The sequence below is a fragment of the Mycolicibacterium nivoides genome (genome assembly GCF_003855255.1).
Classification (GTDB): domain Bacteria; phylum Actinomycetota; class Actinomycetes; order Mycobacteriales; family Mycobacteriaceae; genus Mycobacterium; species Mycobacterium nivoides.
Genome location: NZ_CP034072.1, coordinates 6,290,345 through 6,315,740, shown reverse-complemented (window position 1 = coordinate 6,315,740; position 25,396 = coordinate 6,290,345). Strand labels below are relative to the sequence as shown.

General features: G+C 67.5%; 22 protein-coding genes. 11 read left to right on the top strand and 11 right to left on the bottom strand.

The window, feature by feature from the left end; all coding sequences use genetic code 11:
- The first annotated feature begins 61 nt into the window (after positions 1–61).
- On the top strand, positions 62–670 hold the full coding sequence (locus tag EH231_RS30750; RefSeq protein WP_090433787.1) for a hypothetical protein: 609 nt from the start codon (positions 62–64) through the stop codon (positions 668–670).
- The gene (locus EH231_RS30745) at positions 667–1,356 is read left to right on the top strand and encodes a hypothetical protein (RefSeq protein ID WP_124713955.1); all 690 of its coding nucleotides are present in this window, start codon (positions 667–669) and stop codon (positions 1,354–1,356) included. The genes EH231_RS30750 and EH231_RS30745 overlap by 4 nt, the downstream gene beginning before the upstream one ends.
- 28 nt (positions 1,357–1,384) lie before the next feature.
- On the opposite strand, the gene EH231_RS30740 is transcribed toward EH231_RS30745, so the two are convergent.
- A complete protein-coding gene (locus tag EH231_RS30740; RefSeq protein WP_090433481.1) occupies positions 1,385–1,771 on the bottom strand; it encodes a Rid family detoxifying hydrolase in 387 nt (128 codons plus the stop codon).
- 16 nt (positions 1,772–1,787) lie between these two features.
- Positions 1,788–3,038 (bottom strand): NAD(P)/FAD-dependent oxidoreductase, encoded by a 1,251-nt coding sequence (locus tag EH231_RS30735; protein WP_124714432.1) that lies wholly within the window; start codon positions 3,036–3,038, stop codon positions 1,788–1,790.
- A gap of 82 nt (positions 3,039–3,120) precedes the next feature.
- On the opposite strand from EH231_RS30735, the gene EH231_RS30730 reads away from it, so the two are divergent.
- Positions 3,121–4,617: a PucR family transcriptional regulator gene (locus EH231_RS30730; RefSeq protein ID WP_090433483.1), complete on the top strand. Its 1,497-nt coding sequence runs from the start codon at positions 3,121–3,123 to the stop codon at positions 4,615–4,617.
- On the opposite strand, the gene EH231_RS30725 is transcribed toward EH231_RS30730, so the two are convergent.
- From EH231_RS30725 to EH231_RS30715, 3 genes are all read right to left on the bottom strand, one after another.
- Positions 4,614–5,024, bottom strand: a complete 411-nt coding sequence (locus EH231_RS30725) for a CoA-binding protein (protein WP_124713954.1) — start codon at positions 5,022–5,024, stop codon at positions 4,614–4,616. The two genes, EH231_RS30730 and EH231_RS30725, sit on opposite strands and share 4 nt — an antisense overlap.
- An 18-nt stretch (positions 5,025–5,042) precedes the next feature.
- Positions 5,043–5,615, bottom strand: coding sequence for a single stranded DNA-binding domain-containing protein (locus tag EH231_RS34145; protein WP_090433486.1), 573 nt, complete (start codon positions 5,613–5,615; stop codon positions 5,043–5,045).
- 287 nt (positions 5,616–5,902) lie between these two features.
- Positions 5,903–8,761: an MMPL family transporter gene (locus EH231_RS30715; RefSeq protein WP_090433487.1), complete on the bottom strand. Its 2,859-nt coding sequence runs from the start codon at positions 8,759–8,761 to the stop codon at positions 5,903–5,905.
- A 270-nt stretch (positions 8,762–9,031) separates the two neighbouring features.
- Here EH231_RS30715 and EH231_RS30710 point away from each other — a divergent pair, with 270 nt between their 5' ends.
- The 4 genes from EH231_RS30710 to EH231_RS30695 all read left to right on the top strand — a co-directional run bounded on the left by EH231_RS30710 (position 9,032) and on the right by EH231_RS30695 (position 12,268).
- Entirely contained in the window at positions 9,032–9,586 is a 555-nt protein-coding gene (locus tag EH231_RS30710) for a hemophore (RefSeq protein ID WP_124713953.1), read from the top strand.
- A 169-nt stretch (positions 9,587–9,755) separates the two neighbouring features.
- A complete protein-coding gene (locus EH231_RS30705; protein ID WP_164481091.1) occupies positions 9,756–10,139 on the top strand; it encodes a heme-binding protein in 384 nt (127 codons plus the stop codon).
- A 76-nt stretch (positions 10,140–10,215) separates the two neighbouring features.
- The gene (locus EH231_RS30700) at positions 10,216–10,884 is read left to right on the top strand and encodes a response regulator transcription factor (RefSeq protein ID WP_162563172.1); all 669 of its coding nucleotides are present in this window, start codon (positions 10,216–10,218) and stop codon (positions 10,882–10,884) included.
- Between the two features lie 37 nt (positions 10,885–10,921).
- On the top strand, positions 10,922–12,268 hold the full coding sequence (locus EH231_RS30695) for a HAMP domain-containing sensor histidine kinase (protein ID WP_124713952.1): 1,347 nt from the start codon (positions 10,922–10,924) through the stop codon (positions 12,266–12,268).
- Here the strand turns inward: EH231_RS30695 and EH231_RS30690 are convergent.
- From EH231_RS30690 to EH231_RS30680, 3 genes are read right to left on the bottom strand one after another with little or no spacing between them, the layout of a single operon-like run.
- A complete protein-coding gene (locus EH231_RS30690; RefSeq protein WP_090433493.1) occupies positions 12,256–12,621 on the bottom strand; it encodes a DUF3054 domain-containing protein in 366 nt (121 codons plus the stop codon). The genes EH231_RS30695 and EH231_RS30690 overlap by 13 nt on opposite strands.
- Positions 12,608–13,807 (bottom strand): M23 family metallopeptidase, encoded by a 1,200-nt coding sequence (locus EH231_RS30685; protein ID WP_090433495.1) that lies wholly within the window; start codon positions 13,805–13,807, stop codon positions 12,608–12,610. Before EH231_RS30685 ends, EH231_RS30690 begins: the two co-directional genes overlap by 14 nt.
- A gap of 40 nt (positions 13,808–13,847) precedes the next feature.
- On the bottom strand, positions 13,848–14,951 hold the full coding sequence (locus EH231_RS30680) for a lysylphosphatidylglycerol synthase transmembrane domain-containing protein (RefSeq protein WP_090433496.1): 1,104 nt from the start codon (positions 14,949–14,951) through the stop codon (positions 13,848–13,850).
- A 71-nt stretch (positions 14,952–15,022) separates the two neighbouring features.
- Here EH231_RS30680 and EH231_RS30675 point away from each other — a divergent pair, with 71 nt between their 5' ends.
- Entirely contained in the window at positions 15,023–16,171 is a 1,149-nt protein-coding gene (locus EH231_RS30675; protein WP_090433498.1) for an AI-2E family transporter, read from the top strand.
- A 7-nt stretch (positions 16,172–16,178) separates the two neighbouring features.
- Here the strand turns inward: EH231_RS30675 and mmpL3 are convergent, their stop codons facing one another.
- The 3 genes from mmpL3 to trmB form a co-directional block, all read right to left on the bottom strand.
- A complete protein-coding gene (gene mmpL3 / locus EH231_RS30670; protein ID WP_124713951.1) occupies positions 16,179–19,049 on the bottom strand; it encodes a trehalose monomycolate exporter MmpL3 in 2,871 nt (956 codons plus the stop codon).
- A gap of 78 nt (positions 19,050–19,127) precedes the next feature.
- Complete coding sequence (locus EH231_RS30665; RefSeq protein WP_124713950.1) at positions 19,128–19,853, bottom strand: NYN domain-containing protein; 726 nt, start codon at positions 19,851–19,853, stop codon at positions 19,128–19,130.
- Positions 19,850–20,647 carry a tRNA (guanosine(46)-N7)-methyltransferase TrmB gene (gene trmB, locus EH231_RS30660; protein WP_164481278.1) on the bottom strand — a complete coding sequence of 266 codons (798 nt, stop codon included), beginning with the start codon at positions 20,645–20,647 and terminating at the stop codon, positions 19,850–19,852. Before trmB ends, EH231_RS30665 begins: the two co-directional genes overlap by 4 nt.
- A 276-nt stretch (positions 20,648–20,923) precedes the next feature.
- On the opposite strand from trmB, the gene EH231_RS30655 reads away from it, so the two are divergent.
- The 3 genes from EH231_RS30655 to EH231_RS30645 all read left to right on the top strand — a co-directional run bounded on the left by EH231_RS30655 (position 20,924) and on the right by EH231_RS30645 (position 25,330).
- On the top strand, positions 20,924–21,832 hold the full coding sequence (locus EH231_RS30655; protein ID WP_338134346.1) for a P-loop NTPase family protein: 909 nt from the start codon (positions 20,924–20,926) through the stop codon (positions 21,830–21,832).
- On the top strand, positions 21,829–23,343 hold the full coding sequence (locus EH231_RS30650) for a hypothetical protein (protein WP_090433507.1): 1,515 nt from the start codon (positions 21,829–21,831) through the stop codon (positions 23,341–23,343). The genes EH231_RS30655 and EH231_RS30650 overlap by 4 nt, the downstream gene beginning before the upstream one ends.
- 157 nt (positions 23,344–23,500) lie before the next feature.
- Positions 23,501–25,330 carry a phosphoenolpyruvate carboxykinase (GTP) gene (locus tag EH231_RS30645; protein WP_090433509.1) on the top strand — a complete coding sequence of 610 codons (1,830 nt, stop codon included), beginning with the start codon at positions 23,501–23,503 and terminating at the stop codon, positions 25,328–25,330.
- Positions 25,331–25,396 lie beyond the last annotated feature (66 nt).

Here is a 25,396-nt window from a genome sequence, read left to right as displayed (position 1 = left end):
ACATTCTTCCAGAAGGCCGCGGGTGCGCTGGGTGGGTTGCGCTGCCGGTACCCTCACGGCCATGCCCGAGGCGCCGAGCAAGGACAGCAAGGACAGCACAGCCGATCACCCCAATGGCGTCATCACCGGCTTCGGCTTCGCATCGGCGGTCGCGGGCCTCATCGCGGTCGTGGCTGTGGTCCTGGCCACCATGGTGTGGTCCGCGCACCGCAGCGAGTCCGACGAGCGCGCGTACCAGACCCGGGTGCTGCGGACCGCCGCCGACTGGACCAACGTCCTGATCAACATCAACAAGGACTCGGTCGAAGCCGGTATGCAGAAGCTCCGCGAGGGCACCGTGGGCCAGCTCAATTCCGACTTCGACGCTGCCGTGCAGCCCTACCGCGATCTGGTGCAGCGACTGCAGGCCCGCACCACCGGGCAGATCGACTCGGTGGCCATCGAATCGCTGTACCACCCACCGCCAGGCCCGGACGGCCGTCCGGTGCCCGCACCCAAGACGGACCTGGCCGGAATGGTTTCGCGCACCGACACGGTGCTGGTGGTGGCCACCTCGGTCAGCGAGAACGCCGGCAGCGACAAGCCCCAGACCGTGCGCTGGACGCTGCGGTTGGATGTCTCCGATGTCGACGGCACCCTGATGGTCTCGCGGTTGGAGCCGATCCGATGAGAAACCGGTTGCGCGTGCTGGCTTTCGACATCGCGGCCCCGCTGGCCGCGATCGCGGCGGTGCTGTACATCGGCCTGGCGCTGTCCTGGCCGCTGTGGTGGGTCTCGCTGTGCTCGGTGCTGTGCCTGCTGATCGTGCAGGGCGTCATCGTCAACATCGTGCTGGCCCGTCGCGACGGCGTCACGCTGGGCACCGACGACGATGCGCCCGGGCTGCGGCTCGCGGTCGCCGGCGTTGCCGCGGCCGCCCTGGTGGCCGCGGTGACGGTCGGTTACCTGCGCTGGACCGTGCCCGACCGCACCTTCAACAACGACCGTGACGAGGTGGTGCGGATCGCCAGCAGCGTCTCGGAGGCCACCGCCACGTTCAGCCCGCAGAGCCCGACCGCCTCGATCGACCGCGCAACCGGGATGATGTCACCGAAGCAGGCCGAGCAGTTCAAGAACGAATTCGCCAACGTGGCAAAGGAATTGGCCAGCAAGAACGTCTCGGCCACCGCAGCCACCATCTCCGCCGGGGTGGAGGCGCTGGGCCCGCAGGTGGCCAGTGTGGCCGTGGTCCTGCGCGGAACTCAGAGCGCGCCGGGCAAACCGACCGACAATGCGGTGATGGCCCTGCGGGTCGCCCTCAGCAAGACCGACGGCCGCTGGCTCGTCGACAATGTGACCCCGCTGCACTCCCGGTAGGAGCCGGCACAAAGCCGGCTCCTACGGGTCAGCTCAGTGCGACGATCGCGTCGATCTCGACCGTGGCGCCCAGGGGCAGCGCCGCCACTTCGATGGTGGTCCGAGCCGGGGACCGCACGTCGAAGAACTCTGCGTATGCGGCATTGATGTCGGCGAACGAGCTCAGCCGGGTCGTGTAGATCGTGGTGCGCAGGGTACGGCCGAGGTTGGTGCCGGCTTCGGCGCACACCGCCGCGAGGTTGGCCAGGCTCTGGCGCACTTCGGCGGCGATGTCGGCGGCCTCGATCGTTCCGGTGGCCGGGTTCAGCGGCAGTGAGCCGGAACAGTAGAGGATGCCCGCGTGCGCGACGGCCTGAACGTAGGGGCCTACTGCTTTCGGGGCCTCGGGTGAGGAGATCGTTTTCAGTTCAGTCATAGGAATCCACGTCCGTTCATCGAAGGGGGTCGACAGCGCGCAACGCTGGCGAGGTCTGGCCGGTGGCGATCTGTAGAGCAAGGAGCTTTCCGGTGACGGGGCCCAGCGTGATGCCCCACATGCCGTGGCCGCCGGCGATGAACACTCGCGGATCGGTCGATTGTCCGATCAGCGGCAGTCCGTCAGCGGTACACGGGCGGGCGCCCACCCATTCATCCTCACGCTGGTCGAGGTGGGCCCCGGCAAGCAGACCCGATGCCGCGTCGCGCAGTACTCGGATGCGCCGAGGGTCCAGTGGGGCTTCTACGTCGCGGAATTCCATCATTCCGGCGATGCGAAGGCGATCGCCGACGGGTGTGCATGCGACGCGCTGGGCGGGGAAGTACACCGGTCCGATCGGCAAATGGTCGACCTTGACGGTGAAGCTGTATCCGCGTCCGGCCTGGACCAGCCGTTTGACACCAAATGGCCGGGCGAGGCGGTTGAGCCTGGCCCCGGTCGCGAGCACCACGGCGTCGAAGGAGCGGCCGGCGATGCGGACCGGGCCGGCGCCCTGGCCGATGCGGTCCACGTCCGTATCCCGCACGATCTTTCCGCCGCGGGCCACCACGGCGTCGGCGACGGAGTGAACGAAGGCGGCGGGGTTGAGGAACCGCTCATCGAGAATCCTGATCGCGGCATTGATCTCCGACGAGAGTGCGGGTTCCTGCGCGCGCGCCTCGGCTCCGTCGAGCAGCTCGAAGTTGACGGACTGGCCTGCAGCCCGGATGTGGTTTATCTCTTCGAGCAGCACCTCCCGATCAGCGGAGGTGCGGTATGCGGCGATGAAAGGTGCTGCAGGAGCAGATTTTTCAGCGAGATCCAGCTCCATCTCGGCGAAGGCGGCGAGCGCCTCGTTGTTGAGTGGGATGAGGGCCTGCATCGCCTTCCGCCACCGCTTCGCGGTGCTGTTGCGTGCGAATTGTGCAAGGAAACGCAACAGCGTCGGGTTGGCGGTCGGCGGGACATACACCGGCGACGAGTGGCTCAGCAGGGCGCCGAGGCCGTACTTCAGTACGGCCGGTTCCGGCAGGGGAGTGGCGATGCTCGGCGTCAGCCATCCGGCATTGCCCCAGCTCGAGCCTGCTGCGACGTCATCTCGGTCGAAGACCGTGACTTCGATGTCGTACTCCTGGAGGTACCAGGCGGTGCACAACCCCACCATGCCGGCGCCGATCACGGCCACTTGCTTCCGCGGGACACTGTTGCGTGAGTTCACGGATTCAATACTGTGGCCTGCAACAGGATCCACCCCTGTTCGGAACTGACACCGTGCCCTCGCGCGACTGTGCGGTCTCTACAATCCGCTCATGCTCCAAGGTGTAGACCTTTGCGAAGCGCTGGGCGCAGGGGTGGTAACGACGCTGGTGGAGGGAGATCCACGGGCGGTATCCGCCGTGCATCTGTGGGGCGACCGCCAGCCGCCCGGCGCTGGTTCGCTCATCGCCGCCATCGGCGCCACCGACGAGCCGGTGCAGATGGAGATCATCGACGTGGCGGCGTCCGCCGGAGCTGCTGCGGTGGTGCTGCCGCAGCCGGTTCCGCCCGACGTCTGCACCCACAGCGCCGCGCGAGGTGTCACATTGGCGGGCCTGAACCCGCAAATGGAGTGGTCGCACTTCATCTGGTTCGCGCGGGGCCTGCTGCTTGAGGGGCAGTCGGCGGTGGCCGGGGCGGCGTCGGCGCAGCAGGGGCTGTTCGCCTTGGCCGAAGTGGTCGCGACGATCTTGAATTCTTCGGTCACCATCGAAGATGCCCGAAGCCGCGTGATCGCCTACTCGGCAACGACGCAGACCGCCGACATAGCCCGCACCTCCACCATCATGGGCCGAGCCGTGCCCACCGATGTCCTGAAGCGACTGCGGGCCAGCGGGGTCTTGAAACGACTGGCCCGGGAGGGCCGTCCGTTTCTGGTGCCCGCTGAAGAGCCCGGTTTTGCGCAGCGTCTCGTCATCCCGTTGCGCGTCGGTGGACAACTCGTCGGCTCGATCTGGGCGATTTTCGATGGACGCCTCGACCCGGATCTCGTGGCGAGACTCTCGGCGGCGAGTACCGCGGTCGCTTTGCACCTCGTACGGTTCTGCGCCGAACTCGAGTTGACCGGCAGGTATACGGCGGGTCAACTACGTGCGGCGCTGACCGGAACGGCCAGCGACGCCGGTCAAGATGTGCCGCTGCTGTCTGAACCGGTCAGAGTCGTTGCGTTGCAAAGACTCTCGATGGCAGATGCTCGAGAAGACCTGGCTCTGTGGCGTACCTTCCTGCGAAAGAAGTCGTGGGAGGATCCGGTGCTCGTCGACATCGGTGATGTCGTCTACGCGGTGGTCGGGCAACGCGCGGGGCCGGGCGGCTGGCCCTGGCTGTGCGGGATCGTCGGATCCGCATCGCCTGGGGCGGTCGGCGCGAGCAGATTGAGTCCGGGCCACGCGGGGTTGCCGGCCGCCCGCGTGGAAGCGGACGAGACTCTTGCCGCCGCGTTGCGCCTCGACCTGAGATCTGCGACGCACGAGCAGGTTTGGGACACCATTGTTCTGAGCCGCGCTACGACCGCCGTGCAGTCCGTGGCACACAGCGAACTGCAGCGGGTGCGCGACTTCGACCGCACGGACGGGACTGAACTGACCATCACGCTGCGCACCTGGCTGGAGAACTGGGGTGACGTCAACGCCACCGCAGCGGCGCTGAACGTACATCCGAACACCGTCCGGCTACGCATGAAAAAAGCCGACCGGATTCTGCAGGGGCGGCTGGACACGCCAACCCAGCGGATCGCCGCCCTACTGCTGCTGCGTGGCTGGCAGCGCTAGGCGAAGCGGGCGTACTCGACCTTCAGGCAGAGGTCCTGGATGACCGTGAGGCCTGCCGCGGCTCCGTCGCGGGCCACCTGCTCGTCGCGCAACCCCAGTTGCAGCCACAACGTCTTGGCTCCGACCGCGATGGTGTCGGCGAGCACGTGCGGAAGTTCTTCGCGGCGACGGAACACGTCGACGAGATCCGGTACCTCGGGAAGCGCGGCCAGGCTGGGGTAGACGGGGGTGCCGTCGACCTCGGTGATCGTCGGGTTCACCAGGTACAGCGTGTAGTCGGTGGCCGCCTTCAGATACTTCCAGACCTCGTGGCTGGCCCGCGCGGGGTTGGCCGAGGCGCCGACGATGGCGACCGACCGGGTATCACGCAGGACGCGTTGCACCGTCGCGGCCGACTGGGACGTCATGGACCGGGAGAATCCTGGCTATTTGGCGGAACGCTGTGCGGAGAGCTTGGCGAACCGGTCGGAGAGCCGTTGCATGCGCAGCAGCAGTGAGGCCGGCGGGCTGGTGGTGCCCTCCAGATAGTCGGCGAAGGATTCGTTGGACACCCCGACGCGCGAAGCGAACTCGGGTGCCTGCAGCTCGGACCGGCGCAGCATGGCCTGGATCTGGCGAGCCACCTCGGCCCGCTCGGTGGCCTCCAGGTGCTCACGGGTGCGCACCAGAACCTCCGACAGCGCCTTGGACACCCCGTAGGGGCGCGCGGTCTGCAGCACTTCCTCGACCTGGCGGGCGGTGCGGCCGTAAGGATCACGCTTGATCGCAGCGACGATGCGCTGCCAGACCGCCATGTCGTCGGTCTCCAATGCCGCGCGAATGGCGGCGGTCGGCCAGTACTCGACCGGCCGGTCGTCGAATGCGGGTTGGCGCTGCGGCGGTGCGGCCTTCGCCGGACGTGATTGTCGCGGCTGCGCCGGTTGCTGCGAGCGCTGTACCGGTGTGCGTGGTGTCTGCGTGCCCTGCCCCTGTGTGCGCTGTGCCTTGGTGTCCTGCACGGGAGCGCGTTGCTCCTGTGTCCGTTGTACCTGGGCGGGCGCGTTCTGGGGGCGTTGTGCGGAACTGCGTTGCGCTGAACTGGGCGGCGTCGTAGTCCGCGGGGTGGCGGCGCGCGGGGTGGCCGCCGTCCGTTGTGCGGTTGTGGTCCGCTGGGCCGAGGTGCGTTGCGCCTGGGGCGGCTGGGTGCGCTGACTCGGGGGACGTCGCGGAGACGATTGAACCGGCTGAACCTCGTCGCGGCGCGCCATCCGCGCATCCCTCGATTCCCGGACGTCGGGGGCCAACGTCACTTCGCCTCCTCCAGCATTGCTACCGCAACTGACAGGCAGCGCTGCCTGACCTTCTCCCATTCGGCAGCTGCATCCGGGTCCGACATCACGAAGTCGTGTTCATCGGACGGCTGCGGGTCGGCCAGCCGCCGCACCAGCTGCGTGGCCACCCATCTGCTCTTCGGGTTCTGCCCACAGTAATACCGGTCCATGCCCGACAACACCAGAGCTGCAGTCTCGGTTTCTACCGAATCGACAAGATCAGCAAACTCTTCATAGTCCTTGGTGCTGTTCCGGCACATGATCAGATAACTTTTGAGCCGCAGAGTTTCGGCGCCGGTCGGGATCTGCAGCCGATCACCGGTCGGCAGTTGAACATTCGTGGTCTCCACCGGACCCAGGCGTTCCATGGGCGTGCGCTGTGCGTCGGCCTCGGTCTCCAGGGCGTCCACGGCTACCGAGAGTCTGCCCCGCCACATCGTCACCGGATGCACTCCCGGGCAGCGCTTCGGGCCACCGGGCCGCCGCGCCGCCAACCGGGAGGAAGGCTTGCTGCAGCCGCTGAAAGCCAGCGGGTCGGTGACGATGATCGTTTGCGGAGCAAGGGTTTTCATTCGTGCGGCAGTGCGCACCATCATGCGCAGGTCCGATCCGCTCGGACCCATTGCGGAGATGTCGTCGGGAATGATCACCAGATCGTTGACTTCGACCTTCGGCAAAGGCTTTTCGAAATCCACCTCGGGCAGCAGCCGGTCCAGCCAGTGCGGCAGCCACCAGTTCCACTCGTCGAACATGGCCATCAGGGCGGGCACCAGGATGAGCCGGACGACGGTGGCGTCGACCGCGATGGCCACCGCGCACGCCACACCCAGCTGGGCCACCAGCGGCATGCCGGCAAAAGCGAAACCGATGAACACCGCGATCATGATCAGCGCGGCGCTGGTGATGGTGCGTGCGCTCGTGCTGACGCCGTAGGCGACCGCGTCGCGGGTGCTGTTGGTCTGCAGGAACCGTTCCCGAATCCGGGTGAGCAGAAAGATCTCGTAGTCCATCGACAGGCCGAAGGTCATCGCCAGCACGAGCGGCGGAACGGTGCTGTCGAGCGAGCTGATCTTCTCGAATCCCAGCCCCTCGAACCAACCCCACTGGAAGACCACCACGAGGCTGCCGTATGCCGCGGCCACCGACAGCACGGTCATCAGGACACCCTTGAGTGCCAGGAACACCGATCGGATCGACACCAGCAGCATCACGAAGGCGATCAACGCGACGAACAGGAACACCAGCGGCTGGGTGCTGGACACCCGATCGTCGAAGTCCTTGATCAGCGCGGTCGGACCGCCCACATCCACGCGCGCATTCGGCCCCGCAGCCTGGGGCAGTTTGTCCCGCATCCAGTCGATGGACTCGCGCGCGGCCAGGTCCTCGGGGTCCACCGACAGCACGGCCGACAGCAGCGCGCTGGTGTTGTTGTCGGCGAACACCGGCGGCTGCACGGTCTGCACGTTGGGTGCCCGGGTTATCTCCTGGCGCACCGCGTCGATCGTGGCGGTGCCCTTGGCGCCGTCAGCGTTGCCGTCGGGGAAGGTCACCAGCACTCGCACCGGGCCCAGCGCTCCGGGACCCAGCGCGTCGGCGGCGGCGTTGACCCCGCCGCGGATCTCGTGGGTCGGCTCGAACTGGCGCTGCATGCTGTTGCCCAGCACCATGCCGAACGCCGGTGCGGCCAGGGTCAGCAACAGGATCGTCGCGGCGACGGCCGAGGCCCACGGCCGTCGCATCACCGCGCCGGTCCACCGGGTCCAGAACCGCGACTGGGTCGCCTCGGCGCGGCGGGACCAGTGCAGGTACGACGAGCGTTTGGCCGCCGCATTGCCGAACGTCGCCAGCACGGCCGGGGTCATCGTGGTCGAGGTCAGCACGGCGACCGCGACGGCCAGGATCGCGCCGGTGGCCATCGACACCAGCACCGGGGTGTTGATGATGTAGATGCCGGTGACCGAGGCGATCACGGTGAGGCCGGACAGAGCCACGGCCAGACCGGAGGTGGCCATCGCGGCGTCGACCGCATCGGCCGGGTCACGGCCGGCGCGCAGCTCCTCGCGGTAGCGCATCAGGATGAACAGGGAGTAGTCGATGGCCAGGGCGATACCGAACATCGACACCGTCGACGTCACGAACACGCTCATCTGCGTGTACATCGACAGCAGATAGACCAGGCCCATGGTCACCACGACCGTGCAGATGCCGAGCACCAGCGGCAGCGCCGCGGCGGCCAGCGATCCGAACACCGCCAGCAGCACGATCAAGACGATCGGCAGGTTCCACTTCTCGGCCGCGGCGATGTCGTGCTTGGTGGCCTGTGTCGCGGCCGCACCGAGTGCACCCTGACCGATGACGTAGAACTTGACCTTGCCGTTCTCGCTCTCACCGGGCTCTTCGCCGTGCACACCGACCTTCTGGCGCAGCTGTTTGGCCACATCGACCGCGCCCGTGTTGTTGAAGTCCAGTTGCAGGGTGATGACGTAGGGCCGGTCGGGCTGCGGGGCCGGCTGTTGGGGATTCGGCACGATCTTGACGCTGGGCACCTCGCCCGCGATCTTCTCCAGCCACACCACCGCGGCGTTCATGTCCTGGAACGAGGCGTCGGCGCGGGGCGCGGCGATGAGGGCAAGCGGGGACGCGCCCTGGTCCGGGAAATGTTCCTCGAGTTGCCGCTGGACGTGGAGCGACTGCGAACCTTCGACGTCGAACCCGCCGCCGGTCAGGTTGGACGACTGGTTGATCGCTAGGTAGATCGAGGGCACCAGAAGCAACAACCAAGTCGCGAAAACCGCCCAGCGGAATCTGCGCAGATAGCTGCTCAAGCGCATCATGAACTGCTGGATGCGACTTCCCCGCTTTCTCCCCCCAACCTGGCTGGGCGTGTCCTGGCTCGTACCAGCGAGAGCGTACCTCTACCGGTGTAATGTGGCTCGCTCTCTTCCGGTTCTGAGATCGCCCTGAGACTTCTCACAGCTGATATCCGTAGCGTTGTGCGCACGCCGCCGGCCCGGAGCTGCTAACAGAAGCGCCCTGTCCGGCGACATAGCCAAGGACGACCCCGGCTGACGTGTGCGCCGGGGCCCACGCTGAAGGAGTACTCCATGCAACCGACCAACGGTGGATTGCGCCGCAGTCTGGCCGCCGCTCTCGCGGTGACCGGCGTCGGCGGCGCCGTGGTGGCCGCGCTCATGGTCCCGTCCGCTACGGCTGCGACCGATCCGTGCGCCGCGAGCGAGGTCGCCCGCACCGCGGGCGGCGTGGCCACCAATATCGGCAACTATCTGGACACGCATCCACAGACCAACCAGGCCCTGACCACGATCAGCCAGCAACAGGGTGGAGCGCAGTCGATCGCGGCCCTCAAGACCTACTTCGATGCCAACCCTCAGGCCGCCAAGGACATCCAGCAGTTGCAGCAGCCCCTGGCCAGCCTGGGCACGCGCTGCAAGTTGCCGGTCACCCTGCCGCAGCTGATGGGGCTGATGCAGGCCACCCAATCGCAGGGCACCCCTACCAGTGGTTTGCCGGCCGGGGCGCCCTCGGCGCAGAACGTCGGGGTGCCCAGTGTCGCGGTGCCTGCGCAATCGTCGCGCCCGTCGTCGGTGACGGCGGGCTCCGGTCCGCTTCCGGGCCCCGCCACGGCTACGACGCGCTAGGCGGGCGGCCGTCGCGTCGTCGTAGGTGGTACCGCTGAACTGCGGGTTCACCGACCGGAGAGCCGGTTTGCGCGCAAGGCAGGAAAGTCGTCAAGGATTCTGCTTAGCTTTCTTGAGCCGATAACCGATTGGGGTTACGGCCTACCCCATCCGATGAAGGAGCTTGACCATGTTGCTCTCGGCCCGAAATGCGCGGCGCGTGGTAGCTGGCGTGGCCGGCGCCGGCGCTGTAGCCGGTGCGATGCTGTTCGGCGCCATCCCGTCGGCGCTTGCCGACGACCCGGCGAACAACCCCCCCAACTGCAGCGCGGCCGATCTGGCCGGCGTGGCTTCGGGCGTCTCGGCATCGACCTCGGCGTACCTGTTCACGCATCCCGATGTGAACAACTTCTTCACCAGCCTGGAAGGTCTGCCGCGTGAAGAGGTCCGCACCAAGGTGCACGACTACCTGGAAGCGAACCCGCAGACGAAGGCGGAGCTGACCGGTATCCGCCAGCCGCTGGTAGACCTGAAGAACCGCTGCGGCGAAGCTCCGGCTCCTTCCATCCCCTAACCGAGTGCGGGTGGAAGCAACCCCCGCCAGCGGCGAAGGACACGTGACGCTCGAGAGCGTGAACCGCACGGTGCTGATGGTCGACGACGACCCGGATGTGCGTACTTCGGTTGCCCGCGGATTGCGGCATTCGGGGTTCGACGTCCGGGTCGCGGCGTCCGGCAAGGAAGCACTGCGCCTGTTGTCGAACGAGTCGCACGACGCGCTCGTTCTCGACGTTCAGATGCCGGAGCTCGACGGCGTCGCTGTGGTCACCGCCTTGCGGGCATTGGGCAATGAGATCCCGATCTGTGTGCTCTCGGCCCGCGACACGGTCAACGACCGCATCGCGGGACTGGAAGCCGGCGCGGACGATTACCTGACGAAACCGTTCGACCTCGGCGAGCTCGTGGCACGGCTCAACGCGCTGTTGCGCCGGGCCAGTCATGCCGATCGGCCGTCGGACACCATGACCGTCGGGGCGCTGACCATCGACACCGCCCGCAGGCTGGTGTTCGTCGGCGGCGATCGCGTCGACCTGACCAAGCGGGAATTCGACCTGCTGGCCGTGCTGGCGGAGAACACCGGTGTGGTGTTGTCCCGGCAGCGGCTGCTCGAGCTGGTCTGGGGATACGACTTCGACGTGGACACGAATGTGGCCGACGTGTTCATCTCGTATCTGCGGCGAAAGCTCGAGCGGCCCGATGTGCCGCGCGTCATCCACACCGTCCGGGGCATCGGCTACGTGCTGCGGGAGGATGCGTGAGGGCCGCGTGACGGGTGCCGTGAGGAACAGGCAGTAGGTGCGGATCTTCGGCTTCATCCGCTCCGCGTCATTGCGCACCAGGGTCGCCGTGGCCTCGGCGCTGGCGGCGGCGGCGGTGGTCGCGGTGTTCACCATCCTCACCTCGGTGGCGCTGGCCAACAACGACTCCGCGCAGTTGGACCGCAGGCTCGATTCGATCGTCGACGCCAGCATCAGCCCCGAGCATCTTCAGGATCCCACTCGCGGGGTGCTGACCACCGGCCGGTCGCGGTCGACCGGGCAGGTGGTGTTCCAGCGGGGCTTCCAGTTGCCGGCGCTGCCGCCGGGCACCGAGACCGTCGAGGTGAACGGGGTCGACTACCGGGTGCGCACCGTCCACGTGGACCAGCACGGCGGTGTGCTGATGTCGATCGGTATCCGTGCGGACAGTATTTTGTTGAGTCCCAACAGAATTCCGCTCTACACCGGATTCGGTGTGGCCACCGTTCTGGTGGCCGGAGGGCTGGGCTGGCTGTTGGCCGGGCCGGCCATCCGGCCGCTGCGCAAGCTCACCGAGCAGACCTCGAAACTGGACAGCGGCACCGAGGCGATGCCGAAGGTGCGCGGCGTGCGGGAGGCCGAGGACCTGTCGGAGGCCATGGCGGGCATGCTCACCCGCTTGGCCGCCGCGCAGCGCGCCACCACCAATTCCCTTCAGGCCGCACAGGATTTCGCCGCCAATGCCGCGCACGAACTGCGCACCCCGCTCACCGCGATGCGCGCCGATCTGGACACGTTGCGGATCCACAACCTGCCGGAATCCGAACGCGACGAAGTGGTCGCCGACCTGTCCCGGGCCCAGCGCCGCGTGGAGGCCATCATCACCGCGCTGGGCCAACTGGCCTCGGGAGAACTGGCCCAGGCCGAGGACCGCGAACTGATCGACATCGCCGATCTGCTCGACCGGGTGGTCAGGGAGAACGCCCGGGGCAGCGAGCATGTCCGGATCGACGTGCAGGTTGCCGATGACGTCGGCTTGGTACTGGGCTGGCCGGGCGGGCTGCGCATCGCCGTGGACAACCTGGTGCGCAACGCCATCGTCCACGGTGAGGCCACCCGGATCGTGGTGACCGCCCACCGCAGCGATGAGCACCTCGTGATCACCGTCGACGACAACGGGCGCGGACTACCGGTGGAGGAGCACCGGACCGTTCTGGGCCGGTTCCGCCGGGGCAGCACCGCGATGGCGGGGGGATCCGGGCTGGGCCTGGCCCTGGTGGCGCAGCAGGCTGTGTTGCACGGTGGCGAGATCACGTTGTCCGACGGGCCGCTCGGCGGTCTGCGCGCCGTTTTGACGCTGGCCGCGCCGGTATCGGCCTCCGGCGAAGGGGCTCAGGCGGATTGACGACGCTGCACGGCTGCCAGCACCCCGCGCCAGCCCAGCAGCAACACCGCGGTCACCAGCGAGGCGACGATGACGAAGCTGACCGCGACGCCGGCCGAGGTGAATCTGCGCAGCACCATGCCGACCACGACGGTGCTGACCCACACCACGAGGCCGGTGGGTGCCAACGATGTCGGGCGCTGCCAGCCGCGCGAGAGCAACCAGCCCACCACGGTCCCGGTGAGAAACGGCCACGCGGTCTCGGCGACCCCGGCCACCGTCAGACCCTCGGCGTGGCTGCGCCGTCCGATGGTGCAGAACACGACCACGCAGATCAGGTCGGCCAGGAACGCCGCGCCGCTAGCTCGTCGCATATGTCATCACATCCAGTACCAGTGGGCTGACGTCGGTTTGGTCGCGCTCGGCGAAGCCCGGTTGCCGCGCGGCCGGCTTGCCGTCGAACAGCGCATCGGCGGCGGCCAGCGAGGTGAGCCGCGAATCGAGCCGGAACGATTTGAAGGTAAATGGTAAGCCATTGGACGCCAAAGGATCCGGCCCGTCCATCACATGGAAGTGCAGGTGCGGTGCATCGGAGTTGCCGGAGTTGCCCAAGGCGCCGATGACCTGCCCGGCGCTGAGCTTGTCTCCGGGCTTGACCTTGAGGCTGTTCGGTTGCAGGTGCGCGTAGAAGGCGTAGTTGCCGTCGCCGATGTCCTGCACGATGTGGTTGCCGCCGTACTGGGCGAGGGTGAGGCCGTTCGGCGCGACACCCGGGACCTGCTCGTTCAGTCCGTCGAGCACCGCGACCACCGGGCCGTCGGCCACCGCGTGGATCTCGGAGCCGAAGTACGGGTAGCTCGCGACCTTGGCCCGGTCCCCGGCGAACAGCCGCCCGTCGGCGCCCAGCTGCACATAGTCGATTGCGAATCGTTCTGCAGCCCAGACCTTTCCGTTGATCGGATTCAACGCCATGCGGTGCGGCGTCATATCGCAGCAGCTGTTGGCGTCCACCCAGTTGTCCCCGGTCAGCGGCGGGGTGATGGACACCGGCTTGCGGGTCTGCACCGCCACCGGCGCCACCGGCTCGGTCAGTGTGGGCGGGACCAGTGGCGGCATCGGTTTGGCCACGGTGATCCCGAGTTCGTGGGTGAGTTCGGTGGGCACCTGCGTCGGATCGTCGGCGACGACGTCCAGCCACACGTACGCGCTCTGCCCGGGGCCGAGCACGTTGGTTGGCACAGCGGAATTGCCCACGGCCCTGGTCCAGTACTTGAGGCTGTCCCCGGACAAGGTGAGCAACTTGCGGTCGGCCGTAGTGGCGCTCAGCGAGTTGAGGGTTACGGCGCTCGGCGAGGTGTTGGTCAGCATCAGCTCGTAGGCCAGGTGGGTGCGGCCATCGGTGGCGGCCACTGGAACCGGTTCTGCCAGAACCGATCCCACCACCGGGGTGACCACCGGTGGCGGGGTGGTGGTCGTGGGGGACTCGGATTGCGGACTCTGCGCCGACGAACACCCGGCCAAGGTCAGCGCGACCACTGCGATCGGGTACCGGATTCGCATCGACGTCTCCTAGGGCTTTTCAGGATTCAGGATTCAGGATTCAGGATTCAGGGTTCGGGGAGGCGGGACCGTCTGTGTCCGCCGTCCCGGCCGTGTGTTCGTCCGGGTCGAGGTCCTTCTCGGTGCGGAACATGAAGAAGAACACCACCCACCCGATCGAGGAGATGAAGATCCAGCTGACCAGGCGGTAGATGAGCATCGCCGAGATCGCCGACGCCAGCGTCATTCCGGAGGAGACCAGTCCGGGCACCAGCACGGCCTCCACCACCAGCAGACCGCCTGGCATCAACGGGATCGATCCCACCGCGCGGGCCGCGGCGTAGGCGACGGTGACCCCGGCCAGCGATGGGTGACCGCCGGCGGCGTAGCAGGCGAACGCCAGGCAGGCCACGTCGGCGACCCAGTTGAACATCGACCAGCTGAACGCCACCGCGAGGTCCCGCCGGCCCAGACTGACCGACTCCAGCTGCTGCAGGATCTCGCGCCACTTGGCCAGCCCGGTGTCTGTGGGCTTGCCGCGCAGCGAGTTGACCCACGCCAGCACCTTGGCCCCGATGCCGTCGATCAGCTCGGGCCTGGTGGCCACGGCTTGCGCCAGCAGGATGATCGCCAGGAACGCGCCGAGCGAGAAGATCAGTGACAGCGGGTTCTTGCTGGCCCCGAGCAGAAGCGCGCCGCCGAGGCCCAGCAGCGCCAGGCCCACGACCTGCAGCACCCCCGACATCACCAGCTGCCACGAGGCCACCAGCGGTGAGGCACCCCAGATGCGTTGTTGGCGGTACACGAACGTCGCCGAGAGCACGGGGCCACCCGGCATGGTGGTCGACAGTGCGTTACCGGCGTAGAACGCGGCCTCCGAACGCCACTGTCTGACGGGCACTCCCGCCGATCGCAGCAGCGTCCGCTGGATCTGGGCGAAACTGTGCATCGAGGCCATCGCGGCGCCTACCGCCGCCAGCACCCACCATCCGTTCGCGGTCAGCAGGCTCCGCCATGCCTTCGCCAGCTGATCCCAGACCAGTGTCACCTCGACGGCCAGCACTGTCACCGCGAGTGCGATGACCGCCCACCGCACCCACCAGTACTTGCCGCGCGTGGAGCCGACCCTGTCCCGGGTTGTGTCGGCCGGCGCGTCCTGTGACACGCCCTACAGGGTAACCGCGCAGGTCGTGTCGACATCGCCGGTTGCTGGGCGCGCCGCATTACGCTACCGAGATGGCACTGGATCCTGTTGCTGATGAGGCCGTCACGCCGTTCGTCCGCAAGGTTGCGGCCTGGTCGTGGCGGCTGTTGGTCATTCTGGCGGCCGTGGTGGCACTGCTGTGGCTGATCAAACACCTTGAGGTGATCGTGGTGCCGGTGGCGCTGGCCACCATGGTCGCGGCGTTGCTGCTGCCCGCCGTCGACTTCATGGACCGCCGCGGTGCCCCTCGTGGCGCCGCCGTGGCCCTGGTGTTGCTCGCCAGTTTCGCGGTGGTGGGCGGCATCTTGAGCTTCGTCATCTCCCAATTCGTCGAGGGTGCACCACAACTCGTGGAACAGGTGACCCGAAGCATCGACGGGCTGCGCAACTGGCTGATCAACGGCCCGCTGCAGCTGAGCAAGGAGCAGATCGACCAGGCCGGCAACACCGCGATCGAGGCGCTGCAACGAAATCAGGAGAAGCTCACCACCGGGGCGTTGTCCACCGCGGGCACCCTCACCGAACTGCTCACCGGCGCGCTCCTGGTGCTGTTCACTCTGATCTTCCTGTTACAGGGTGGGCGCAGCATCTTCGCGTTCGTCACCAAGGCGTTCCCGACGCACGTGCGTGACCGGGTTCGTGACGCCGGGCGAGCGGGCTTCCACTCGCTGGGCGGCTACATGCGGGCGACGTTCCTGGTCGCCCTGGTCGATGCCGTGGGCATCGGTACCGGCTTGGCGATCATGGGTATCCCGTTGGCGCTGCCGCTGGCCTCGCTGGTGTTCATGGGCGCCTTCATCCCGCTGGTCGGTGCGGTCGTCGCCGGATTCCTGGCGGTCGTGGTGGCGCTGCTGGCCAAGGGGTTCGTCTACGCCCTGATCACGCTCGGGCTGATCATCGCGGTGCAGCAACTCGAGGGTCACGTGCTGCAGCCGCTGGTGATGGGCCGCGCGGTGTCGATTCACCCGCTGGCGGTCGTGCTGGCCATCGCGGGCGGCGGTGTCCTGGCCGGCATCGTCGGCGCTCTGCTCGCCGTTCCCACAGTGGCGTTCATCAACAGCGCGACCCGGGTTCTGCTGGCCGAGGATCCCGAGGCCGAGGAGGCCCGGCAAGAGGAATCGGACGACGTGCTCATTCAAGCCCGTGCCGATGACCTGTCGTCGGACGATCCCGACCGCTAGCCCAGGATCAGAGCCGGCCTTCGCGGCGCAGCAGATCCTGCGCACTCATCCCGCCGCCGCGACGAGGCGGTTCGTCGTCGCGGGGGTTGAGCTTCTGGGTCGACGGGTCCTGATCACGCTGGCGTGGATTCGGCCCCGGCCCTTGGTTCGGGCGCTGTGCGCTGAACGCGGTCGTCGGCGCATTCTCACCACCACCGGCGGGCGGACGCTGCTGCGGTTGATCTTCACGCTGCGGGGGTGATGCCGGGCCACCCGCGGGCCGCCCGGTGGGCTGCGGCGTGCGTTCCGTGCCGGCGTTGGTGCTGCCGGTCGCGGTGTTGACCGTGTTGACCGCAGTGTTCACCGCGTTGCGCACGGCGTTACGGGCCATCGCGAACCGCGTGGTGGCCGGTTCTTGCTGGGCACTCGGAAGCTGCTGGGCCGGTGGCTGCGGCGGCGTGATCCGCGCTGTGCCGGCAGCCGAGGGTGCGTTGGTCCGCGGCATCAGCGGGCGCCGGGGCTCGGCGGCAGGATGTGTCGGATCGTGCGGGCGCGGTGCCGGCAGCGCGCCGACGCCGGCCAGGGCGCGGGGGTCCTCTGCGGACTCCTGCCCCATCGGGCGCTTGCGCTCGTCGGGCAGTTCGGTCTCGCCGAGGCCGAGCTTCTCCTGGATTCGTTTCATCCAGTGCGGAGCCCACCAGCAATCGTCGCCGAGCAACTTCATGATCGCCGGCACCAGGAACATACGGATGACCGTGGCGTCGAGCAGCAGGGCGATGAGCAGACCGAAGGCCAGGTACTTCATCATCACCAGGTCGGAGAAGGCGAACGCGCCTGCCACCACTGCCAGGACCAGGGCGGCACCGGTGATGAGGCGACCGGTGGTCGCGGTACCGATGCGGATGGCCTCGGCGGTCGACATCCCGCGTTCTCGGGCCTCGACCATGCGCGAGACCAGGAACACCTCGTAGTCGGTGGACAGACCCCAGATCACCGCGATGATCAGACCGATCATCGGTGCCATCAGCGGCTGTGGTGTGTAGTTCAGCAGTCCTGAGCCGTGGCCGTCGACGAACATCCAGGTCAGGATGCCCATCGTCGAGCCGAGGGTCAGGGCGCTCATCAACGCGGCCTTGACCGGCAGCACGATCGAGCCGAAGGCCAGGAACATCAGCACCGTGGTGGTGATGACCAGGATCGTCACCATCAGCGGGAGCCTGGAGAACAGGCTGTGGATCGAGTCCTGCTCCAGGGCCGGGGTACCGCCGACGAACACCTCGATGCCGTGCGGGGGCTGCAGGGCTCGTAGGTCCGCTATGTTCTGCGCCGCGTCGCCGCGGTTGACCAGGCCGTTCTGGATGACCCGGACCGACTTGTCCTTGGACCCGCTGTCGGTGGCCGCGCGCTCTTTCCACATGGCGTCCGGGTTGTTGTCCGGATCGGTGAAGCCCTTCACGTTCAGCGCCTTGGCGCGCATATCGGCGATCTGGGCATCGGTGATCGGCTCACCGTCTTCGCGCTTCATCACCAGGGTGATCTGCTCGGTGCGGAATCCGGGGAAGAGCTTGTCGAACTGCTCCTGGGACTGGCGCACGGCGTTGTCGGGCGGCAGGTACTTCTCGCTGATACCTGCGAGTGTGAGCGAGCCGATCGGGAGGACCAGCAGCGTCATGATGACCAGGATCGGCGTGGCGAAGGCGATGGGTCGCTTCATCACGATGTTGACCAGCCGGCCCCAGAAGCCCTGCTCGACTTCTTCGCGGGTCTTGGTCTTCTGGGTCTTCTCGGCGAACCAGTCGATGATCCGCCGCGAGAACGGCCAGTTGGCCAGGAACGGCACCTTCAGCAGTGTGGTCACGCCGAGCGCGTCGACCCGGGGTCCCAGGATGGCCAGGACGGCGGGCAGCACCGTGATGGACAGGAAGGCTGCCAACATGACCGAGGCGATGATCGCGTAGGTGATCGACTTCAGGAACCCGAGCGGGATCAGCAGCAGCGGCAACGAGGACGCCACGATGATCACCGCGGAGAATGCCACGGTCCGGCCCGAGGTCATCACCGATCTTCGTACCGCGGCCTCGGTGTCATAGCCCTCGGCGAGTTCCTCTCGGAACCGGCTCACGATGAACAGGCCGTAGTCGATGGCGATACCGAAACCCATCATCGTCACGACCGGCTGGGCGAAGAAGTGCACAGGCCCGAACTCGGCGGTGAACCGCAGAATGCCCAACGCGCCGCCGATGGTCAGGCCACCGATGATCGCGGGCAGGGCGGCGGCGACCGCACCGCCGAACACGAAGAACAGCACGACCGCCACCAGCGGCACGATCGCGAGCTCGGCGCGTTTCTGGTCGGTGCCGATGGTCCCGGTCAGCTCACTGGCCAGCGGGTTGAGGCCGGCCAGCTTGATGTCGCCGCCGTTGACCTGCTGCAGATCGGGCTCGACGGCCTGATAGTTCTTGAGGATCGCGTCGTCGTCGTCACCCTTGAGGGGAACGCTGATGAACGTGTGACGCTGGTCCTCGGTCTTCATCGCGGCGAGCGAGGCGACGTCAGGCGCCTTCAGCCAGCCGACCCAGGCCTGGACCTGGTCCGGGTGATCCTTGACCACCTGGTCGAGTTCCCCGGTCACCTTCTTCTGCCACGCTTTGTCGGTGACCAACTTGTCATCCGGCGGCGTCAGGATGGCGACGACATGGCTGGTGCGGTCGCGGCCGTAGACCTCGTCGCCCAACAGCGACGCCTGCACCGACTGGCTGCCCTCGTCGTAGAAACCACTCTGCGTGACGTGCTCTCCGAGACTGGCGCCGTAGACGCCGCCACCTAGGCACAGCGCCACCATGACACCGATGACGATGTACCTGAACTGGTACACCGTTCGACCCCACCAGGCGAACACTTAGGCTCCTAACGCTTTGATACTTCGCTCTAAAAATTTTGGTGACCCGCGCTTGTACTGGACGAAGGTCTTCAGTTGTCACACACGTGCGGTCAGTAGTGATGACAGCGGCCGGAACGGCTGCAGCCATGCTCCCTGCTCGGGCAGCGAGTCCAGTCCGATCCGTGGCAGCGGTTCCCGGAACACACCAGGAATGTCCTCCAGATCGACAAACTCCAAGGTATCCGACGCTAACGCCCAGCTCGCATGTTCGCGAAATCCAAGCACCTGCACCGGGGTGCCCTCACGGGCGATTTCTTCCAACGGCTGGCGGAACGCTTGTCCGTCAGCCGAGGCCACGAGGACCGCTGCCAGCCCTTCCTTGCGACGCAGGGCGATGTGCTCGAGCATGTCACTGTCGACATCACTGTCATCGTCGATCTTCGGCTTGGCGAAGACGGCGAAGCCCACGTTACGCAACGCTTCCACCCACGGCCGCACTACATCGGCGCTACCTGGGGCGATGTTGGTGAACACCGTGGCCTCGGGCTCCAGCGAAACGTCTGTGTTGTCGCCGGCAACGCCGCCAGAGGCCGCCAGATCAGAGGTGTATCCCAGCAGCCAGCGGCCCAGCGCGTCGAACCGTGGACGGTGCGCGGCGGTCGGGCGGCCGCCGAGGATCGCACCCAGTCCCATGTCCAGGTTGGGGGCGTCCCACACGAGCAGCACCCGCCGCGGGGGCGCAGTGATCGAGGTCTCGGACTCCGCCTCGGATCGGGCCTCTGCCTGCGCGGTCTCGTCTTGCATGTCTTCGGTCACACTCATGGCCGTTTCTCCCAGACCAACTCGGTGACGTCGGGGCCGGCAAGCGCTTTGCGCTCGTACTTGGTGACCGGGCGCTCGACCGATATCGGCAAATGCGCTCCGAGCTCGACCCGGCGCAGCAGCGGCTCGGCGTCTCCCACCTCGGCGATGTGCTCGGCATACCCGGCGTGGTCGGTGGCCGCATGCAGAATTCCGCCGGGCCGCAGCCGGTCGGCGATCAGGGCAACCGTGGCCGGCTGCAGCAGGCGGCGCTTGTGGTGGCGGGCCTTGGGCCAGGGATCCGGGAAGAACACCCGCACGCCGGTCAGGGTCTCGCTCCCGAACATGTGCTCCAGCACGTCGACGCCGTCGCCGCGGATCATGCGGATGTTGGTGACGGGGGATTCGGTCTGTGTCGTGCGGTCGATCGCGCTGAGCAGTTGGGCCAGGCCCTTGCGGTAGACCTCGACCGCGATCACGTCGAGATCGGGTTCGGCCTGGGCCATGGCCAGCGTGGAGGTGCCGGTGCCCGAGCCGATCTCCAGGATCAACGGGGCCGAGCGGCCGAACCAGGCGGTGGTGTCGAGGTCGACCACCGGTGTCGAGACCTCGTCACGGGCCTGCATTCCGAGCTCGGGCCACAGCCGGTCCCAGGTCTGTTGCTGGGCCGGCGACAGCGTCGACCGCCGGGTGCGAAAGCTGGTCACCCGGGGAAAACGGTGCGGCTGGGCGGGCGGCACGTCGGCCGCCTCATCTGCCGGCGCCTGCCCATCGATGTCGGACCTGGACGGGTGCATCCGTCCATGGTCTCTTATCTCCGGCGATGTGCCCGCATCGTGGTAGAGATTGATACCCAACAGTTGCCTCCTACTGTTAAGGCTCAAACCTCTGTTCGCGCGTCCCCGCGGGCCGTGTCACGATTTTTCGTGGGCGCAGGGGTAGGCCCGTCACCACGCAGGGAAGGCTGCCAGATTTTCGCAGACGAGCTCACACGCTTTGCCGACCGTGACGGCGATGCGCGGTTGGCGGAGATCAGTGCACGGGTGTCGGCTCCCGTCAGTGTCCGTGTGTGCGGGCGTCGTGGCGTCGGCGTGAGCACGGTGGCCGCCGCCCTGGAAAACGCTGCCCTGGAAGACGCCGCCCTGGAAGACGCCGCCTTGGAGAACTCCGCGCCGGCCGGTGCGGGTCTCGAGATCGCCGAGTCAGGTGATGTCACGGTGCTGGTGATCGCCGAGGTGCTCAAACCTGAGGATGAGGCAGTGCTCGCCGAGCTGGCGCGGGAAGGCAGGCCGGCGATCGTGGTGCTCAACAAGGCCGATCTGGCCGGGTCCGGGCCCGGCGGACCGGTCGCCACCGCGCACCGCAGGGCCTCGCGCCTGCAGAAGCCGGCCGGAGTTCCGGTGGTGCCGATGGTGGCGCTGCTGGCTTTGGCGTCCACCCGGACGCTTCCTCCGCACCTGGTCGACGCGCTGTGCCTGCTGGCCGGTGAGCCCGCCGACCTGACCTCAGCCGATGCCTTCGTCGCCGGTTCACACCGAGTGCAGCGCACGGAGCTGCTGGAGCGTCTGGACCGGTTCGGGATCGCCCACACCACCTTGGCGATGAGCCGTGGCGCTCAGCTGGAGGCGGTGCCGGGGTTGTTACGTCGGCTCAGCGAGGTCGACCGGGTGGTGGCGGCGATCGATGCGGCGGCTGCCCCGGTCCGGTACCGGCGGGTGCGGTGGGCCCTGGCCGAGCTGCGTGCAGTGGGCGGCCCGGCGGTGGGACGTTTCCTTTCAGCCGATGCCACGGTGATCGCGGTGATGGCCGCGGCGGTCGACGTGGTCGAGGCCGAAGGACTGACCGTCGACCCCGGCGACGATCGCAACGCCCATCTCTGCCGTGCCCGGCGCTGGCGGCACTACCGCGACGGTCCGGTGAATGCCCTGCATCGCAGTTGCGGTGACGCGATCGTGCGGGGGTCGCTGCGACTGCTGGGCGCGGCGGGCAGCCGAGGATGACCGACGTGGATACGGCCCGAGACCCGGTAGCGGCGCGCACGCGTGAAGCGAAAATCGCCGACGCCGACGCCGTGGTGGCCGCGATCGACCCGGGCCTGAACTCGCCGGGAGTGGAAACTCGCGACGCGGTGCTGGTCGCCGGGCCATGGCTGGCCGGATCGACGAGTGTGATGGCGGCGTTGCGGGAGCGGATGCCCCAGACCACCTTCGTGGAATCCACCGAATTGGTGGCGGGCGAGGCGCCGGCAGCTGTGGTGTTCGTGGTTTCGGCGGCGTCCCCGCTGACTGAATCAGATTGTGCCCTGGTCGATTTGGCGTCGCGATACACCGACCTGGTGATCGGTGTGGTGTCCAAGATCGATGCGTACCGCGACTGGCGCGACGTGCGCGACGCCGATGCGGAGATCCTCAGTGAGCGCGACGCGCGCTACGCACGCATGCCCTGGGTGGGGGTGGCGGCCGCGCCCGACCTCGGCGAGCCTCAGCTCGACGAGCTCGTCGAACTGCTCACCGGTCAGCTGGCCGATCCCGACGTGGCTCGCCGGAATAGGCTGCGCGCCTGGGAAACTCGACTGGAAGCGGTCATCCTCCGGTATGAGGCCGACGGGTCCGGCGCCGACCGTCAGGCCCGGGTGGACGTGTTGCGGGAGCGTCGCGCCGAGGTGGCCAGGGCACGCAGGCTGACCCGCACCGAGCGCAGCATCGCATTGCGTAGTCAGCTGCAGCAGGCCCGGGTCCAGCTGGGCTATTTCGCCCGCAACCGGTGCAATTCGGTGCGCACCGAACTGCAGGAGGACGTCGCGGGCATGAGCCGGCGCCGGATCGAGACGTTCGAGGAGTACGTCCGGCAGCGCGCCCACGAGGTCGTCGGCGATGTCGACGAAGGCGTCACCGCGCATCTGCGTGGCGTCGCGGCGGAACTCGAGCTGCCGATCCTCGAGCCCTCGGCCCCGGCCGGGGCTCGATTGCCGGCTCAGCCGGCGGTGGTTCCCGATCTGCCGTCACCGCCACTGAAATCCCGGACCCTCGAGACCCGGCTGATGCTGGTTCTGGGGGCGGGCTTCGGGCTGGGTGTCGCGGTGGCGGTGAGCAGGGTGTTGGCGGGTGCGGCGCCGCGACTGGCCGTGGCCGGATTGGTGGTCGGCGCGGTGGTGGGTCTGCTGCTGGCGGTCTGGGTGGTCGGCACCCGGGGGCTGTTGCACGACCGGGCGGTGCTGGATCGCTGGGTCGGTGACATCACCACCACGCTGCGTTCGGCGGTCGAGGAGCTGGTCGCGACGCGGGTGCTGGCCGCGGAGTCCGCGCTCACCGCGGAGCTGGCGGCCCGTGAGGAAACCGAGGCGGCCGCGGCGGCCGAGAAGACCGCCGCGATGGATGCCGAACTGCGTGAACATGCCGTCGCGACCGCGCGGGCGGCGGCCCAGAGGGACCGGCGAATCCCGCCGTTACAGCGGGCGTTGAACGCTGTTCGCGCCGATCTGTACGGCAACAGCGATGCTACTGGCGAGTAACCACCTGATAACGTTGATCTGAATCGTTCCTGTGAGTGATCGGACATACCACTGGTTCACCGTGGGTATGTCACCCGCGTTAACCTCTACCCAAGGGGTAGCCGTGACCGCGTCGTGACGTGGCTTGGGTTCCACAAACCTACGCAGGAGAATTTTGATGACCTCAGCGACCATTCCGGGTCTGGACACCGCACCGACGAAACATCAGGGTCTGCTGGCCTGGGTCCAGGAGGTCGCAGAGCTGACTCAACCCGATCGGGTGGTTTTCGCCGACGGGTCTGCCGAGGAGTACGACCGCTTGGCCGCTCACCTGGTCGAGGCGGGCACCTTCCAGAAGCTCAACGAAGAGAAGCAGCCGAACTCGTACCTGGCCCTGTCGGACCCCTCGGACGTCGCGCGGGTGGAATCGCGCACCTACATCTGCTCCGAGCGTGAGATCGACGCCGGCCCCACGAACAACTGGATGGAACCCGCCAAGATGCGCGGGATCATGACCGACCTGTACCGCGGCTCGATGCGCGGCCGCACCATGTGGGTGGTGCCGTTCTGCATGGGTCCGCTCGACGCCGAGGACCCCAAGCTCGGTGTGGAGATCACCGACTCCGAGTACGTCGTGGTCTCGATGCGCACCATGACCCGGATGGGTCAGGCCGCGCTCGACAAGATCGGCGACGACGGCTTCTTCGTCAAGGCGCTGCACTCGATCGGTGCACCGCTGGAGCCCGGCCAGAAGGACGTGCCGTGGCCGTGCAACGACACCAAGTACATCACCCACTTCCCGGAGACCCGCGAGATCTGGAGCTTCGGCTCGGGCTACGGCGGTAACGCGCTGCTGGGCAAGAAGTGCTACTCGCTTCGCATCGCCTCGGCGATGGCCCACGACGAGGGCTGGCTCGCCGAGCACATGCTGATCGTCAAGCTGATCTCCCCGGAGAACAAGGCCTACTTCGTCGCCGCGGCGTTCCCGTCGGCCTGTGGCAAGACCAACCTCGCGATGCTGCAGCCCACCATCCCCGGCTGGCGGGCCGAAACCGTCGGTGACGACATCGCCTGGATGCGGTTCGGCAAGGACGGCCGCCTCTACGCCGTCAACCCCGAGTTCGGATTCTTCGGCGTCGCGCCCGGCACCAACTGGGATTCCAACCCCAACGCGATGAAGACCATCGCCGCCGGCAACACCGTCTTCACCAACGTGGCCAAGACCGACGACAACGACGTGTGGTGGGAAGGCCTGGAGGGCGAGCCCGACCATCTGATCGACTGGAAGGGCAACGACTGGTTCCTGCGCGAGACGGAATCCAAGGCCGCGCACCCGAACTCGCGTTACTGCACCCCGATCTCGCAGTGCCCGACACTGGCGCCGGAGTGGGACGACCCGCAGGGTGTGCCGATCTCGGCGATCCTGTTCGGCGGCCGCCGCAAGACCACGGTCCCGCTGGTGACCCAGGCCCGCGACTGGCAGCACGGTGTGTTCATCGGCGCCACCCTTGGTTCCGAGCAGACAGCCGCCGCCGAGGGCAAGGTCGGCACCGTGCGCCGCGACCCGATGGCCATGCTGCCGTTCCTGGGCTACAACGTCGGTGACTACTTCCAGCATTGGATCGACGTCGGCAAGAACGCGGACGAGTCGAAGCTGCCCGCGGTGTTCTTCGTCAACTGGTTCCGCCGCGGCGATGACGGCCGTTTCCTGTGGCCGGGCTTCGGTGAGAACAGCCGCGTGCTGAAGTGGGCCATCGAGCGCATCGAGCACAAGGCCGACGGCAAGAGCACCCCGATCGGCATCGTCCCGACCGCCGCCGACCTGGACCTGTCCGGGCTCGATGTCGACGTCGCCGACGTGGACGAGGCCCTGGCCGTCAACGCCGAGGAGTGGCGGGCCGAGCTCCCGCTGATCGAGGAGTGGTTCGAGTTCGTCGGTGAGAAGCTGCCCACCGGCATCAAGGACGAGTTCGACGCCCTCAAGCACCGCCTGGCCGAAGAGTCCTGAGCGGCCGCGACGCGTCAGCATCACGCGCACCCTCGTGATTCACGAGGGTGCGCGTTTGCGTTGGAG